Origin of the sequence: Olsenella sp. CU969 (genome assembly GCF_905219715.1) — a bacterium.
In the GTDB taxonomy this organism is placed as follows: Bacteria; Actinomycetota; Coriobacteriia; order Coriobacteriales; family Atopobiaceae; genus Granulimonas; species Granulimonas faecalis.
On record NZ_CAJMXC010000019.1, the window covers coordinates 1 to 15,231 of the forward strand.

The 15,231-nt window shown below is 68.9% G+C and carries 14 protein-coding genes and 1 tRNA gene; 5 read left to right on the forward strand and 10 right to left on the reverse strand.

Annotation, left to right across the window (positions count from 1 at the left end):
- Positions 1–879 precede the first annotated feature (879 nt).
- Both JX283_RS03515 and pepT read left to right on the forward strand, forming a co-directional pair.
- Positions 880–1,563: a PspA/IM30 family protein gene (locus tag JX283_RS03515; protein WP_204829369.1), complete on the forward strand. Its 684-nt coding sequence runs from the start codon at positions 880–882 to the stop codon at positions 1,561–1,563.
- 58 nt (positions 1,564–1,621) lie between these two features.
- Positions 1,622–2,902 (forward strand): peptidase T, encoded by a 1,281-nt coding sequence (gene pepT, locus JX283_RS03520; protein WP_239652452.1) that lies wholly within the window; start codon positions 1,622–1,624, stop codon positions 2,900–2,902.
- Positions 2,903–2,984: 82 nt separating this feature from the next.
- Here the strand turns inward: pepT and JX283_RS03525 are convergent, their stop codons facing one another.
- Both JX283_RS03525 and JX283_RS03530 read right to left on the reverse strand, forming a co-directional pair.
- Positions 2,985–3,398 (reverse strand): protease inhibitor I42 family protein, encoded by a 414-nt coding sequence (locus tag JX283_RS03525; protein WP_239652454.1) that lies wholly within the window; start codon positions 3,396–3,398, stop codon positions 2,985–2,987.
- 1,168 nt (positions 3,399–4,566) lie between these two features.
- Entirely contained in the window at positions 4,567–5,268 is a 702-nt protein-coding gene (locus JX283_RS03530) for a DUF554 domain-containing protein (protein ID WP_204829371.1), read from the reverse strand.
- A gap of 126 nt (positions 5,269–5,394) precedes the next feature.
- On the opposite strand from JX283_RS03530, the gene JX283_RS03535 reads away from it, so the two are divergent.
- Together JX283_RS03535 and JX283_RS03540 are read left to right on the forward strand one after the other, a co-directional pair.
- Positions 5,395–6,597, forward strand: coding sequence for a 5-bromo-4-chloroindolyl phosphate hydrolysis family protein (locus JX283_RS03535; protein WP_204829372.1), 1,203 nt, complete (start codon positions 5,395–5,397; stop codon positions 6,595–6,597).
- A 9-nt stretch (positions 6,598–6,606) separates the two neighbouring features.
- Complete coding sequence (locus JX283_RS03540; RefSeq protein ID WP_204829373.1) at positions 6,607–7,758, forward strand: toxic anion resistance protein; 1,152 nt, start codon at positions 6,607–6,609, stop codon at positions 7,756–7,758.
- A gap of 146 nt (positions 7,759–7,904) precedes the next feature.
- Here the strand turns inward: JX283_RS03540 and JX283_RS03545 are convergent, their stop codons facing one another.
- Positions 7,905–8,759 (reverse strand): HAD family hydrolase, encoded by an 855-nt coding sequence (locus tag JX283_RS03545; protein WP_204829374.1) that lies wholly within the window; start codon positions 8,757–8,759, stop codon positions 7,905–7,907.
- 727 nt (positions 8,760–9,486) lie between these two features.
- Between JX283_RS03545 and JX283_RS03550 the strand changes: the two genes are divergently transcribed.
- Positions 9,487–9,909 (forward strand): YjdF family protein, encoded by a 423-nt coding sequence (locus tag JX283_RS03550; protein ID WP_204829375.1) that lies wholly within the window; start codon positions 9,487–9,489, stop codon positions 9,907–9,909.
- Positions 9,910–9,967: 58 nt separating this feature from the next.
- Here the strand turns inward: JX283_RS03550 and crcB are convergent, their stop codons facing one another.
- The 7 genes from crcB to JX283_RS03585 all read right to left on the reverse strand — a co-directional run bounded on the left by crcB (position 9,968) and on the right by JX283_RS03585 (position 15,082).
- Positions 9,968–10,378: a fluoride efflux transporter CrcB gene (gene crcB, locus JX283_RS03555; RefSeq protein ID WP_239652453.1), complete on the reverse strand. Its 411-nt coding sequence runs from the start codon at positions 10,376–10,378 to the stop codon at positions 9,968–9,970.
- Positions 10,362–11,066, reverse strand: coding sequence for a response regulator transcription factor (locus tag JX283_RS03560; RefSeq protein WP_204829376.1), 705 nt, complete (start codon positions 11,064–11,066; stop codon positions 10,362–10,364). Before JX283_RS03560 ends, crcB begins: the two co-directional genes overlap by 17 nt.
- Positions 11,059–12,294, reverse strand: coding sequence for a sensor histidine kinase (locus JX283_RS03565; protein WP_204829377.1), 1,236 nt, complete (start codon positions 12,292–12,294; stop codon positions 11,059–11,061). The genes JX283_RS03560 and JX283_RS03565 overlap by 8 nt, the downstream gene beginning before the upstream one ends.
- 61 nt (positions 12,295–12,355) lie before the next feature.
- Positions 12,356–13,096 carry an ABC transporter permease gene (locus JX283_RS03570; protein WP_204829378.1) on the reverse strand — a complete coding sequence of 247 codons (741 nt, stop codon included), beginning with the start codon at positions 13,094–13,096 and terminating at the stop codon, positions 12,356–12,358.
- A gap of 1 nt (position 13,097) precedes the next feature.
- Positions 13,098–13,868: an ABC transporter permease gene (locus JX283_RS03575; RefSeq protein WP_204829379.1), complete on the reverse strand. Its 771-nt coding sequence runs from the start codon at positions 13,866–13,868 to the stop codon at positions 13,098–13,100.
- Positions 13,868–14,824: an ATP-binding cassette domain-containing protein gene (locus JX283_RS03580; RefSeq protein ID WP_204829380.1), complete on the reverse strand. Its 957-nt coding sequence runs from the start codon at positions 14,822–14,824 to the stop codon at positions 13,868–13,870. The genes JX283_RS03575 and JX283_RS03580 overlap by 1 nt, the downstream gene beginning before the upstream one ends.
- Before the next feature lie 181 nt (positions 14,825–15,005).
- A tRNA-Met gene (locus JX283_RS03585) sits at positions 15,006–15,082 on the reverse strand.
- Between the last annotated feature and the right edge of the window lie 149 nt (positions 15,083–15,231).

Sequence of the window (15,231 nt, forward strand, 5' to 3'; positions counted from 1 at the left end):
CCCCCGTATCCCCCGCCGGCCAAGCCGGCGCCCCGGCGTCGTCGGGCGGTTGCGGCTGCGGGACCGTCTTCATCGCCGTCTGCGCTGTGCTCCTCGTCCTCGCCCTCGCCACGTCGTTCGGCTGCACGCCGTCGTCGTGCTCGGGCCCGTCGGGCGCGTACCCCCAGGCGTCGTCCACTCACGAGCGCACAGCGCTGCCCCAGGGCACGGCTGAGGTCACGCCCCTCTACACCGACCGGGACGGCGACTGGGTCCACAACACGTCCCAGCTCGAGGGCGGCATGGAGGAGTTCTGGCGCCTTACCGGCGTGCGTCCCTACCTCGTGATCCTGCCCAACGGCACCACCGCGTCCACGGGCCGGCTGACGGAGATGGCCGAGCAGGTCNACGACGAGAGCTTCTCCGACGAGGGCCACTTCGTCCTCGTGTTCTGCGACAACGGCTCCGGCGGCTACAACTGCGGCTACTCCGTGGGTTCGGCCGCCCGCTCCGTCATGGACGACGAGGCCTGCCGCATTCTCGCCAAGGAGCTCGACCGCGCCTACGGCGACCGCTCGCTTTCCGAGGAGCAGATCTTCTCCCAGGCCTTCGAGCGCACGGCNGTCCAGATCATGGCCGACCNCGCCGAGGGCCGGCGCTCCGGGCTNATGCTCGCCGGCGGCCTCGGTGTGTGCATCGTGGGCGCGGGCGGGTACATGCTCTGGCGGCGGCGCCGTGCCCGCCAAAAGNAGCGNGACCGGCACNTCGACGAGATGCTCAACAAGCCCCTTGAGACCTTTGGCGACCAGGACCTCGCCGACCTCGAGAAGAAGTACGCGGACAAGGCGTCGGGTTCCGACGACGAGACGACCCGCTAGGCGGGTCGGGAAAGGGGGCGCCATGGGCATCCTCGACCGTTTCACCTCCATCATCAAGGCCAACGTGAACGACCTGCTCGACAAGGCGGAGGNCCCCGCCAAGATGGTCGACCAGTACCTCCGCGACCTCACCGAGAGCCTCGCCGAGGTCAAGGGGGCCACCGCCGGCGTCATGGCCGAGGAGGCCCGCTGCAAGCGGCTGGTCGACGCCAACCAGGCCGACATCGACAAGTACGACGGCCTCGCCCGCCGCGCCCTCGCCGCNGGCGAGNAGGGCGACGCCCGCACGTTCCTGGCCAAGAAGCAGGAGCTCGTGGCCAAGAACGCCGGCCTCATCGCCGCCTACGACGCCGCCCACGAGAACGCACAGAAGATGCGCCAGATGCACGACAAGCTCGTGAACGACATCAACACCCTCAAGNGCCGCNGCGANGTCATCAAGGCCAAGGCCGCCGTCGCCAAGACCCAGGACAAGGTGGGCCGCATGACCGGCGGCGCCGACCGCGCCGAGGGCGCCNTGGCCGCCTTNNAGCGCCTGNAGGCCAAGGCCGATGAGATGCTCGACCGCTCCAACGCCATGGAGGAGCTCAACGCCGAGCCCGAGGACTCCGTCGCCTCCCTGGAGGCCAAGTACGCCGCTGCCGGCGCGTCCGCCGCGGTGGACGACGAGCTCGCGGCCATGAAGAAGGAGATGGGCCTCGACTAGGACGGGGTCCGGGAGAGACGCGGAGGGGGCCCGGCGGCCGGCCGTCGGGCCCCCTCCCATGGAGAAGGGAAGACACACGATGAAGGCCCTGGATGCCGAGACGGTCATGGCGAGCCCCGACACGAGCGACGTGCTGCGCCGCTTCCTGCGCTACGTGCAGGTGGACTCGCCCAGCGACCCCGACCACGAGGAGCGGGTACCGAGCGATCCGTCGGAGCACGCCATGGCNGCNCTGCTCGNCGACGAGCNCCGCGCCCTTGGCGCCGACGACGTGACCGTGGACGACCACGCCTACGTGACCGCCAGGGTGCCGGCGTCGCCGGGCGCCGCGGACCGTNAGACCCTCGGGTTCGTCGCGCACATCGACACGGCCCACGACGCCCCCAACCGCGGCGTGCGCCCGCAGGTGNTGACCTACGAGGGCGGCGACCTCGTCATCTCCGACAACGTGTCCGTGACCCCCGCGGCCGTGCCCGACCTGCCGTCCCTGGCGGGGCAGGCCGTGGTCACGAGCGACGGCACCACGCTCCTCTCGGCGGACGACAAGGCCGGGGTGGCCGAGGTCATGGCCCTCGTGGCCCGGCTCCTCGCCGACCCGTCCCTGCCGCACCCGCCCCTCGCGGTGGCCTTCGTCCCCGACGAGGAGATCGGCCACGGCGNGGCCTTGCTCGACCTCGATGCCTTCGGCGCGGCCTATGCCTACACCGTGGACGGCGAGGCCCTGGGCGAGCTCAACTACGAGTGCTTCTCGGCCGCCTCGGTGGAGGCCGTCTTCACCGGCGAGGGTGTGCACCCCGGCGACGCCAAGGACCGCATGGTCAACGCCATCCGCCTGTTCGAGGAGTTCGACGCGATGCTGCCGGCCGCCGGGCGCCCCGAGCACACCGCCGGCTACGAGGGCTACTTCCACTGCCACGGGGTGTCGGGCACCGTGGACGAGTGCCGCGCCTCCTACCTCGTGCGCGACTTCGACGCCGCCTCCTTCNAGGGACGACTCGACCTCATGGCCGCGGCCGCCGCGTATGTCGGGAGGCTGCACGGGGAGGGCCGCGTGCGCCTCACGGTCAGGCGGGAGTACCGCAACATGGCCGAGCGTCTGGACGGGGCCGAGTTCCTCGTGGACCGCGCCAAGGCGGCCATGGAGGCCTGCGACGTGACCCCGGTCTGCGTGCCCGCGCGCGGCGGCACCGACGGCGCCCAGCTCACGTTCCGTGGCCTGCCATGCCCCAACCTCGCCACCGGCGGCCGCCTGGCCCACTCCGTGCGCGAGTTCGTGCCGGTGCCCGCCCTCGAGGCCACCGTGGACATCCTCCAGGCCCTCGTGGCGTCGTTCGCCTGACCCCAGCGCCGTCCCGGGACAGGGGAGGCCCCGCACCCCGGCCGGGGTGCGGGGCCCCCTGCGTCTCCGCTTCGGGGCCTTCCTATGCGGCGCTCTCCGAGGCGCCCCCCGCCGTGAAGGGCGCCATGAGGGCGTCGGAGATGTCGGCCGTGGTGCCGCTGCTCTGGATGGTCGAGCCGTCGGTGGTGAACTCGTAGGNGGCCGTGGAGTCGATGGTGCCGTCGTCGCCGTCGACGCAGGCGAACGACACCTGCGACGTCCCCTGGCTCCGGCTTTGGAGGACGAAGGTCTCCACGCCGCCGCCGNCCGGGTCGTCGACGTTCTCGGGGGCGTAGCGCGTGTCCACCGTGACGAAGGAGCCCTCCGGCTTCACCGAGCACACCCAGGTGTAACCGGCCNCCCGGTTGGCGGGCAGCTGCACCGTGATCGTGGGGTAGCTGGACTTGGAGAAGACCGCGAGGCCGCAGAGCGCGCCGGCGACGGCGACCGTGCCCACGACCGCCAAGGCCCGTCTCCCTTNTCCCATGGTGCCCCCTCCCGTCTCTGCCTTGCCCCATGGTGTGGCATCGCCGGTCCCGATGGGACACGGGCGGGACGGTTCCACAATGCCCCCGTCGTTTGACCACAGGACGGCCACGTACCTTGGATGCCGTTCCTGCGCACCCCGCACCTTGTTGCCCATGGCGCGCAGGTCCCGCCATAATCGGGGAATGAGTCCGAGAGGGGGACGGCCCCGGGCGACGCGGCCCGGGGCGCACCGGTGGGAGGTTCTATGGGCGTCATCGCTTTTTCGGCCCTCGTGGGCCTGGCGGTCGCGGTCGCCGTGGTGGGTGTCGTGCTGTTCTTCGTGGGCGGCTGCCGGGCGCTCGGCCGCATGGGGGAGAGGCCCTGGCTCTTCCTCGTGCCGCTCTACGGCCCCTACCTCCTGTTCCGCTCCGCGCGCTGTGTGCTCCTCTTTGGCGTCGCCCTCGCCGGGGTCGCCGCCGTGGGCGCCTTCTGGNCCATNCCCACGGGCTTCCTCCAGCAGTTCTGGGTGGTGCCCGCCGCCGTCGTGTGGGTCTGCTACGCCTGGTGCGTGGCTGCGGTGGCGGAGTGCTTCCATGCCGGCGTGGGCTGGCAGGTTGCCTCGTTCGTCCTGGCTCCCTACGTCCTCACGCTCGTGGGCGCGGGCACCGNGCCCTTCGACCATGGCTGCNTGCCCGTGGTGACGGCGCCCTTCCGCGCCCTTGAGGGCNGTCTCTGGGAGCACGGCGGCGACGCGGGGCTCAGGCCCAGCGACTCCGTGCCGCCCGTGGAGGTGCTCGGGCGCCACGGGATACCCGCAGATTCCGCGGCTTCGCCTGCGGCGGCGAAAAAACCGGCCCGACATCGGGCATAGGCCCCAGGAAACCCCAGACGCCCCGATCGGGCGGGAAGGAGAGGGCCGTGGCATCCGAGGACCGTCCCTACCGAGGCACCGAGTTCGACCCCTGCGACCAGGGGCTCCCCACCGTGGAGGGGTCTCCCGACGAGGAGGCCGCGGTCCCCGACGAGGCCGCCCTCGCGGCGCGCGAGGCCGAGGAGGTCCTCTCGGCGGGCGGGCGCGGGGAGGCTNCGCGCCTCTTCTAGGCGGCGCGGCTTGCCCCAGGGCCCGCACGGGCGCCCGGCGGACCCGGCCGGGGCCGCTATNCCAGCCAGGGGGCGAACAACACCGGGACGAACGCCGCCGGCAGCATGTCGGCCACCTTTATGNGGGTGACCCCGAGCATGTTGAGNCCCACGGCCNGGAGCAGCAGCGAGCCCGTGACGGTCATGGCCGAGATGACGGCGTCGGTGAGCATGGGGGAGAGCAGGCTCGCGCCCACGCTGAGCAGCGCCTCGTAGGCAAAGACGCAGATTCCCGAGAAGGGCACGCCCACNCCCATGGAGGCGGCCATGACGGCCACCACCANCATGTCGATGGCACCCTTGGCAAACAGCGTCGAGTGGTCGCCCGAGAGGCCGCTTTGGAGCGACCCCACGACGGCCATGGAGCCCACGCAGATGAACAGCGTGGCCGCGACGAACCCTTCCGAGAAGCGGCCCGTGGCCGCCGACCCCCGGGACCGCTGGGCCAGGGCGTCCTGCACCCGGTCCCCCAGGCGCCTGAGGGCGCCCTCGATGTCCAGCGCCCGACCCAGGAGGCTGCCGAGCACCACGGAGGCNACCACCGCGAGCACCGGGGTGGAGCCGGTCATGCCGCCCGCGGCCACGAGGATGACGCAGAGCCCCAGGCCCTCCATGAGGAAGTCGCCCAGCCCCTGGGACACGCGGCGCCGCAGGGCGAGCCCCGCCACGCCGCCGGCCACGGTGAGCGCTCCGTTGACCAAGGCGCCGAGTATAACCAAGGAAACCGCCCCTCCCCGTGCCCCGGGCATGGTCGGATGGGGCGGGTAGACTACAATGGCTGCTGAAAAAGCACCTTCCATTCTAGGAAATCGGGCACGCCCTGTGCGCCCGGCGGAAAGGCTCCCATGGCAGACAACGGGGACAAGGACGTTTTCCAGTCGCTGGGGTCGATGGTCCAGGACGCCATCGACAGCCGCGAGTTCGCCGAGCTCCGCACCATGGTGGAGCGCACCGCCGCGGCGGCGGGGGAGGGCGTGCGCAAGGCCCAGGAGGCCGTGGCGACCTCCATGACCGAGGCTCGTCGCAAGGAGGAGGAGCGCGTCGCCCGGGAGCGCGTGGCGGCCCGTTACGGCTCCGCGGCCGGCCTCCGCGTCACGGGCGCCGTCGCCGCGTTCCTCGGCGCCATGTTCGCCATCACGTTCGTCCTGGGGATCCTCGGCGCCCTGGCGCTCCGTCNGATGNACATGGGGCTGGTGGCCATCCTCGCCGTGTTCCTGTTCCTGTCCGTGGGCCTCCTGCGCGGGGGCGTCGACCGGCTCTCCCTCGCCCGGCGGTTCGACGCCTACCGCCGCGTCATCGGCAGTCGCGAGGCCTGCACCGTCGCGGAGCTCTGCCACCAGGTGGGCCGCAAGGCCGATGCCGTCCGGGCCGACGCCCGGCGACTCATCGTCAAGGGCCTCCTCCGCGAGGGGCGCCTGTCGTCCTCGGGTCGCACCCTCGCGGTCACCGAGACCGCCTTCGCCGCGGTGGAGNAGCAGGAGCGCGCTGCCGCCGAGGCCNGCCGCGCCAGCCGGGCGCAGNGGGTGGAGGCCAAGGTGGAGCCCGTGGGGCCCGCCCCGGCGGCCGATGCCGGGGACGCGCCGTTCTCCGTGGACGACGCCCCCGAGGAGGTGCGCCCCCTGTTGCGGCGCGGCGCCGCCTACCTGTCGGAGCTCGACGAGGCCAACGCGGCCATCGACGACGACGCCGTGTCGGCCAAGGTGGACCGCATCCAGTGCGTGGCCACCAACATCCTCGCCTACGCGTCCGAGCACCCCGAGGTGGCCGACGACCTCGAGCGCTTCATGAACTACTACCTGCCCATCACCGTCAAGCTCCTCAAGGCCTACGACGACCTCGAGGAGCAGCCGGTGCAGGGCGTCAACATCTCCACGTCGCGCAAGGAGATCGAGGGCACGCTCGACACCCTCGCGGTGGCCTACGAGCGCCTCCTCGANACCATCTTNCGCGNCATGACCTGGGACGTCTCGGCCGACATCTNCGTGCTCAACGACGTCCTCGCCCAGGAAGGTCTCATCGATCGCGNCGGCNNGGCCGCCAAGGACTAGGAGGTACCCATGGACGAACAGCTCGACGNCCTCGCGGGCGAGCCCGTACCCACCCTCACCCTCAGCCCCGACCTCGGCGACGAGCCCCTCGTGGCCGTGGAGGAGGAAGAGGCCGCGGTCCCCGTGGCCTCCCTCGACGAGGAACTCCTCTCCGACGACGAGCGCCGCCAGGTGGACGCCTTCGCCAAGCAGGTCGACCTCGCCGANTCCGCGCTCGTGCTCTCCTACGGCGCCGGCGCCCAGAAGAAGATGGCCGACTTCTCCCAGAGCGCCCTCGAGAAGGTGCGCACCCAGGACCTCGGCGAGGTGGGCGAGCTCATCACCGACGTCGTGGGCGAGCTCCGCAGCCTCGAGGTGGGGGAGGAGCGCGGGTTCCTCGGCATCTTCAAGCGCGGGGCCAGCCGCGTGGAGGCCCTCACGGCCAAGTACGACAAGGCCGAGAACAACGTCAACAAGATCGTGGGGCACCTCAAGGACCAGCAGCTCACCCTCATGAAGGACGCCAAGATTCTCGACAAGCTCTACGACCTCAACCTCACGTACTNCAAAGAGCTCACCATGTACATCCTGGCGGGCCGAAAGNAGCTGGAGGAGGTGCGCTCCGGCCNGCTCGCCGAGCTCGCNGCGAAGGCCCGCGCCACGGGCCGCACCGAGGACGCCGAGGCGGTGCAGAAGCTCACGGCCGCCTGCGACCGCTTCGAGAAGAAGCTCTCCGACCTCGACCTCACCCGCACCATCGCCATGCAGACNGCGCCCCAGATCCGGTTCGTNCAGATCAACGAGATGCTCATNGTGGAGAAGATCCAGACCACCGTCGTCAACACCATCCCGCTGTGGAAGAGCCAGATGGTGCTGGCCCTGGGCATTGCCAACGCCGACGCCGCCGTGAGGGCGCAGACCACGGTCACCGACATGACCAACGACCTGCTCAAGAAGAACGCCGAGATGCTCAAGACGTCCACCACCCAGATCGCCCGCGAGAACGAGCGCGGCATCGTGGACATCGAGACCCTCNAGGTCACCAACGAGAGCCTCATCCAGACCTTCGACGAGGTCATGCAGATCCAGCAGGAGGGCCGCGCNAAGCGCGCCGAGGCCGAGGCCGAGCTCCGCGCCATGGAGGCCGAGCTCCGCAAGAAGCTGCTGGAGGTCCGCGGCTAGGGCCGTCGGTGCCGGCCGACGGCGTCCGATTGCGTGCCCTTTGCGCGCCTGAAAGCGCTGGAGAGTACCGACGAACGAAAGGGGACGGCCNTCTTGTTGGCGACCGTCCCCTTTATCGTACGCATACCGTTCCTGCGGTCCTGGNCCTACNGCTCTCCCGCGAGAATCCTATGCAGCATCGTGGCGACTCCGTCTGCAAAGACCGGCGGGGCAATGACGTCTGCCAGCTCCTTCACGGACGCCACGCCGTTGTCCATGACCACGGCCACGTCGGCGGCCTCGAGCATGGTGACGTCGTTCTCGGAGTCGCCGAAGCCGTAGACCGTGCCGTGGGTGCCCAGGGCTGCCAGGACGTCGGCCATGCCGCTCGCCTTGGAGATCTCGGGAACCGTGAGCTCGAAACCGCCCACCCCCAGGTCGCTGATGCGGAACCGCTCCGCCAGCTCGGCCCGGCGCGGCGCGAGGCGGCCGTTCTCCTCGGCCATCCAGAAGGCCTTGACGAGGGAGAGGTCCTCGATGGCGGCCAGGGTTTTCTCGACGCTCCGGGTCACGGGCACCGACAGGTCGATGGCGGGGTGCTCGCCGGCAGGCATGAACACCATGGACCCCCGGGTTCCCTCAAGCAGTGCCGCCACGGAGCACTCGTTGAAGATCTCGATGACCCGGGCCATAAGGGCCGCATCGACGCTGTGGCAGAACAGCTCTTTTTCCTCCATCTCGCCCAGGGCGCCCGCCAGGGCCACGTAGCCGGAGAAGGGGACACGCTCCATCAGGAGGGCCAGGCCCGAGGGCGGCCGGCCCGAGCAGAGGAAGGCAAAGTTGCCTGCGTCCACAAACTCCTTTACGGCCTCGCGCACGGCAGGGGTGGGAAGAAAAACGCGCTCCTGCTCCTCAACGGTGGCCCCGGGCGCCTGCGCCTTGGCGTAGGACTCGGGGTCCGAGTCGATGAGGGTGCCGTCGATGTCAAAGAAGGCGACGAGCGGGGTGTGAAGGTGGGCCATGGCATCCTTTCCTGCAGTGTCCAACCGCCCCATTTTAGCGAGCGAGGCTGTGACGGGGACCGGTGGCCCTAGTCTTAATCTTGCCTGAATATATCGAGATACGATAATGTAAGAGGCGTCTCCTTTTGGCTGATGGGAGGTTTGTCATGCTGTCCATTGACGGTGCGTCACGCATTCCCTGCCTTCCCGACGAGATTCGTTGGATGTTTGAGGAGTGGGTGCTCAAGCACTTTCCCGAGATTCCCGACGACCCGGACGGCACCTGNCTTGCGCGTGGGCTGTTTGTCATGGGGGATCTGGAGTCGGTGTCCCGAGGCCTTGGGCACGACTGGCGCGAGGTGCTGGACGGCCGCTTCCTCAACGCCTTCTCGCTCTCCGCCCTCGACGAGCACGTGGAGGGCGTGGAGGTCGAAGGCATGGACTCCCACGGCGTCTACGACGACGGTGGACTCNNCAGCTGGGGCCCGAGTGCCGGTACCGGCCGCCTCCTCGGCAAGCGCTTCTTCCGCCAGGCCTGACCCCCTGTTGCCTCGGCCGGACATTTCTGCCTCCCGCATCCGCCCGGCGGCGGCCGCCTGCCGCCGGGCCCCTCCCTTTGTTACCATCGGCTCACGGAGATGAAAACACGGCCCCGTCGGGTAGTCGGGGCGCGGCCCACGCCGCCAGTAACCTGCCTCCTTGGTTGTCCCTTCTCCAACGCGTCGCCACCACATAAAGGAGGATCGCCATGGGGATGACCGGCACGTCGTCCACCCTCACCGTCTATTTCGACGGCCAGTTCTGGGTGGGCCTGATGGAGCATGTCGACGGCAGTCACTACGGGTGCGTGCGGCAGGTCTTCGGGGCGGAGCCGTCCGCCGAGGAGCTGCACCGGTTCGTNCTGGCGCGGTGGTCGTCCATCCGCTTTCCCATGGGGGAGGGCCGCCCGCAGGACCCGCTGCNCACAAACCCCAAGCGCCGTCAGCGCGAGGTCGCCCGCACCCTCGGTGNCCGGGGCCCGTNCACCAAGGCCCAGGAGGCCCTGGCGCGCCAGCGGGAGGCGTGTGCGCGGGAGCGCAAGGGCCGCGAACGCGACCGCAAGGCCGTGGATGCCGAGGCCCGCTACGAGCTTCGCAAGGAGCGCCGGAAGCGCCGCCACCGCGGCCGCTGACGCCGGGCCCGGTCCGGGCACCTCTGCCGCCCGCCCCCGCCCAGTGTCCGGCGCCTGCCTAACCCCGAGCCAGCGAGCCGGCCACGGCCTGNCCGACGAGGACGCCTGCCGCGCACAGCCCCACCGAGGCCGCCGCGTAGAGGCAGGCGAGCCCCGTGCGACCCTGCTGCCAGAGCGTCACGGTCTCCAGCGAGAACGTGGAGAAGGTCGTGAACCCACCGCAGAGACCGGTCTTGAGGAGGAGGGTGGCATGGGGGGAGAGCCGCGCGGGCGCGAGCCCGGCGACGATGCCGATGAGCACGGCTCCTACAAAGTTTGTAATCAGCGTCATTGTGGGCCAGGCCCCGGGCACCGGCACGCAGGAAAGCAGGTAGCGGGCCACAGACCCCACGGCCCCGCCCGCAGCAACACACAGCACGTCGATCATCGCGGCCCCCGTCTTCCGCTGGCCCTCAGTGCCTTGCAGCATCCGGGGGCTCCTCCATCTCGGCCCGGTACCATGCTATCGCCACCTGGGTGCGGTCCCGCATGGCCAGCTTCGCGAGAATCCGGGAAACGGCCCGTTTGGCGCTGGCCGTCTGGATCGTCAGGCGCTCCGCCACCTCGGCGTTGGAGAGCCCGTCGGCGATGAGGGAGCAGATGAGCAGCTCGTGGTCGGTGAGTCGCCGAAACGCCCGCCGCAGGNGCTCTTNCTCNGAGTCCGGCGTNACCCTGGGGATGCCGCGCNCGATGACTGCTCGGGTGATCCGTGGCGTGAGGACCGCGTCCCCGTCGGCGACGGCCCGGACGGCCCTCACGAGGTCACGCGAGGTCACGTCCTTGAGCAGGAAGCCCGACGCTCCCGCCTCGAGGCCGCCGAAGGCATAGTCGTCCTCGTCGTAGGTGGTGAGGATCAAGACGCGCACGTCGGGGTGCCGCGAGCAGATAAGGGCGCAGGCGTCGATCCCGTCCATGGTCGGCATGCGCACGTCCATGAGCACGACGTCGGGGAGCGGCCGNCCGGCGGCAGAGGCGCGCTCCAAGGCGTCCACTGCCTGCCTGCCGTTGTCGGCCTGACCCCATACCGCACAGGCCGGGTCGCGCCGCATCATGAGGGAGAAGCCGAGCCTCGTCTCGGGCTGGTCGTCCACGAGCAGCACGCTTATCGTCTCAGCCATCGGCCCCTCCTTTCCCTGGGCGCCCTTCTAAAGGCACGGTCGCGAGGACCTCCCATCCTCCGTCAGGACCGGGGCCGCACGAGAAGGATCCGCCGCAGCCTGTCACGGCATCTTCCAGATGTCGAAGACCTGTGCCCCGCTTTTTTCTGCCCTGCGCCGCGGCCCCGTCGTTGCGCACCGCGACGGCGCAGGTGCCGTTNTCGCCGTGATCCAAAGAGACCGTGATGCGGCGAAGGTCGTCGCTGTGGCGCAGCGCGTTGGTGAGGGCCTCGCGCACCACTGTGAACACGGTGTCCGCTTGACGCCTTGCTCCCTCCATGCGCACTCCGGTCTCAATGAGGGCGACGGCGACCCCTGTGGCGCGGGCGTTGTCGAGCACGGAGGAGATGTCGTCCCAGTCCCTGAGCGCGGGCTCGCCAACGGCGACAGGCGAAGGGGCGCGTTGCTTCGACCCGTGAAGCGCCGAGAGCCGCCGCACCGCTTTGCGGGTGTCGTTGAGGCCCTCCCGGGCAAGGCGGTCGATGGCGGTGACGGCCTCGTCTAGGGTCTCGTCGCCCNTGCCGCCCGAAAGGCCCTCGGCCAAGGCGATGATGGCCGTGAGGTCGTGGCCCACCGAGTCATGAAGCTCCGCCGCGATGNGGCNNCGCTCCTTTGCCTCGTCCCGCTCGGCGGCCATGCGGTCGCGTTCTTCTGTGAGCCTCTCTGCCATGGTGTGCTCGGCCACGACCTCCCGCTGTGCTTGGCGCCGTGCGAGCGCCGTCCTCAGGCCAAGCGCCGCGGCCGCTACGAGGGCCATGGCCATGGTGTGGGCAAGGACGAGCCGCTCGTCCCCCATGAAGGCGACGGGGAGGCAGAAGGCCGCCGCGGCAGCCGCNATCCCTATGGCGGCGGTTGTCNCAGTGCCCTGGGACGCCAGGTAGAAGACCATAACGAGCGCGGGCACCCCGGTGCAGGCCCCGGCGTCGACGGGAGACGCCACTGCCATAAGGAGGCTGGCGGCGAGAATCGACGCCAAGGGGAAGGCCTTTCTCAGGGCAACGCAGACAAGCGTGCCGGTGGCGCACGCGTTGAGAATCCAGAGGTTGGAAACGTCTGCGCCCAAGGGAAGCAGGAACGCGAACCGGGTGAGCGCGACCGCATCCCAGAGCGCACAGCCCACCGGCACGGCCACAGACGTCCAGGGGGACTGGAACCAGCGATTGGCGATGCCGTCAAGCACGCCGCCCATGGAGACCCCTTTCGTTTGCATCGCCCTATGGTCCCACAAGGCCGTTCTGCGGGCTGTCGGCTCAGAGCGTCGCAACGATGTCGTGCCGACCGAGCCAGGTCGAGGCCGCTGCCGTCGCTGCCGTTATGTAGAGGACCGAGGCGACCACGACTTGCAGGATCGTGCCGCTCGAGAGGTCGACGAGGTTGTTGGAGTTCATGCCGGACTGCATGAGGGAGTACGGCCAAATCCAGCCGAAGCCGCCCATCGTGGNCACGAGGCCGCACACGCCGCCNCCGAGCGCGATGGCCACGGGGGTCGCGAAGCTTCTTATCAGCATGGATATGAAAAGCTGCACGGCGACGATGACGATGGAGCCAAGGAGCCCAAGGCCGAGGTAGGTTGTCACCTGGGCCGTGGGAAATGGCCCAGGCACCCCCAGAAGCACGCCGGAAAACCCGTAGAAGACGAGGATGGACGCGAACGCGGTGGCTGCCATGAGCGACCCTGCGCAGAGCTTGCCCAGCACAAGGTCGAGCGTTGAGACGGGCTGGACCATGAACTCGTTCCAGTTTGACCCCTGATGTTCTTGGCGCCAGAGGAGCGAGCAGCCTGCGCCGAGCAGGGCCGGCAGGAAGAAGTAGCAGACAAAGAGCGTCTGCTGGGTCCACAGATTCTCCCATCCGGGCGTGATGACCTCGAGGTTCGCCGTGTAGTTTGCGCTGCCGATGAGGGCGGAAAGACCCGGTAGCGCCACAAAGGCAACCCAGACAGGGGAGCGGCGGAGTTTCACAAGCTCCGCTTGGATGGAGGCGACGAGCATTTTAGAGCTCCTTTCTTGAAGAGACGCGCAAGGAGAGCAAAAAGGCGGCGGCAGTGATCACGGCAACCAACAAGGACCGCCACAGGGGCCAAGGCACCGAGCCCCAGATGATGGAGCCGGACGCCGCGTCATAGGTCATGCTCACCGTTGACAGGAGCCCAAAATAGGCGCTGGGGACGAACATGCTGACGGCAGGGGGCAGGTAAAGGGAGAACAGGCCGAGAAACGACAGCACGATGCCTGTGGCCACGGGGAGGAACTGGTTGTTCGCAAAGAAGCAGATGGCCTCGACCACCGTGGAGACGAAGAGGCAGACCCCGAGCGTCGACGCCCAGAGGACCGCCGCCTCTCCCAAGGGGACGGGGTCGAACCCGAGCATGACGCCGAGGGCCGTCGTNGCCGCTACCTCGCCTGTCACCGTTGCCGCGAGCAGGATGGCGCAGGTGAGCCATTTGGCACAGAAGAGGCTGTCGGCGCGTTCTATGGTGANGAGCTCTTTCCACNNGTTCGTCCGGTTCTCGATGTCGCAGACCGTGGAGGCGACCACCGTGGAGAGAAGGGGTAGGATCACGGCGTTTATCTGGGGGAGGCTGTAGAGAACGGTCCGGTAGTCGTCCGAGCGCACGACCTGTTTCGCCCCCTGGCTTNCAAACCACAAGAGCACAAAGGCAACCATGGCGATGCAGACGGCTACGAGGTGGCGGNGCCGCAGCTTGCTGAACTCAAGGGCAACCTGGGATCCCATGCGAAGGCCCCGGCTGTTGGAAGCCATCAGAGCACCTCCNTCAAAGAGGTGAGCCTCAAGAAGATGTCCTCGAGCGTTTCCTCGTGCCCCTCCATGCGCACGATGCCTACGCCTCGGCCTGCAAGGCCCAGCNAGACCCGTGCCGCCTCGCGGTCGTCGACCGCCTTGATCCTCAGGTAAGAGCGGTCGTTCGGGTCTGTTTCCGCACCGGGCAGGAGCTGCGCGGCCAAACGGTTGTCTGTGGTCCTCAGCGCGATCCATCGGCGCCCCATGGCGTGGAGGTCTTCGAGCGCGCCCTGCCAGACCATGTGCCCGCGGTTGATGATGCCCACGTGGTCGGCCATTTGGTCGATTTCCGAGAGCAGGTGCGACGACACGACGACCGTCATGCCAAAGCGGTGGGGAAGCGACTTCACGAGGGCGCGGATCTCGTGGATGCCAGAGGGGTCGAGCCCGTTAGTGGGTTCGTCCAACAGGAGCAGGGGCGGTTTTCCCATGAGCGCCGCGGCGATGCCGAGGCGCTGGCGCATGCCGAGGGAGAAGTTGCCGGCCGCCTTTTTGTGCACTGCGGGGCCGTCAAGCCCCACGATGGCGAGTACCTCGTCTATCTCTGATTTGGGCAGGCCTCTCAGTCGCCGCACGATCTCAAGGTTCTCCCGTGCGGTGAGTCTGGGGTAGCAGCTGGGGCTCTCGATGAGCGAGCCCACGCCCCGGAGCACTTCGAGGCGGTTTTCCGGGAGAAGGGGGCAGCCAAGAACCGTGGCCGCCCCCTCGCTCGGGTGGACAAGGCCGAGGAGCATCTTCATGGTGGTGGACTTGCCTGCCCCATTGGGGCCGNGNAAGCCGTANACNGCGTGCTCTNGNACGGCGNGGTCGACGTGGTCCACCACGCAGGTGTCGCCATAGCGCTTGGTGAGGCCCTCAGTGGATACAGCCAAGGCTGTGCCTGCGCTGTTGCCGAGTTCGGGTTTCATGGCTGCCATCGGCTTCTCCTTCCTCTCACAGGATCGATCCGGCGCAATTGTCGATTGGCCTGTCGAGAGAGGAGGGGTCGTTTGGACGGTTGTNATCCGAGGATGACGGCTCGCCGAGCGGGTCTGCANGCGAGGGCGATCGGGGCAACAAAAAACNGGCGGCCGATAAAANCGACCGCCCGTGAACGTGTGGTCGCGGGGGCAGGATTTGAACCTACGACCTTCGGGTTATGAGCCCGACGAGCTACCAGACTGCTCCACCCCGCAATAATTGGTGCGCCTCAGCGCAAAAAGGAACATTACGCCGCTCGGGCGTGCCTGTCAATCGCCGAAGGTCGTTCACTTCTCCTCCATATCTCATCTCCGACTGAAAGCACCAGGAGCTCGCCGAGAGCTCGCCAAAAAGCGAATAGGGG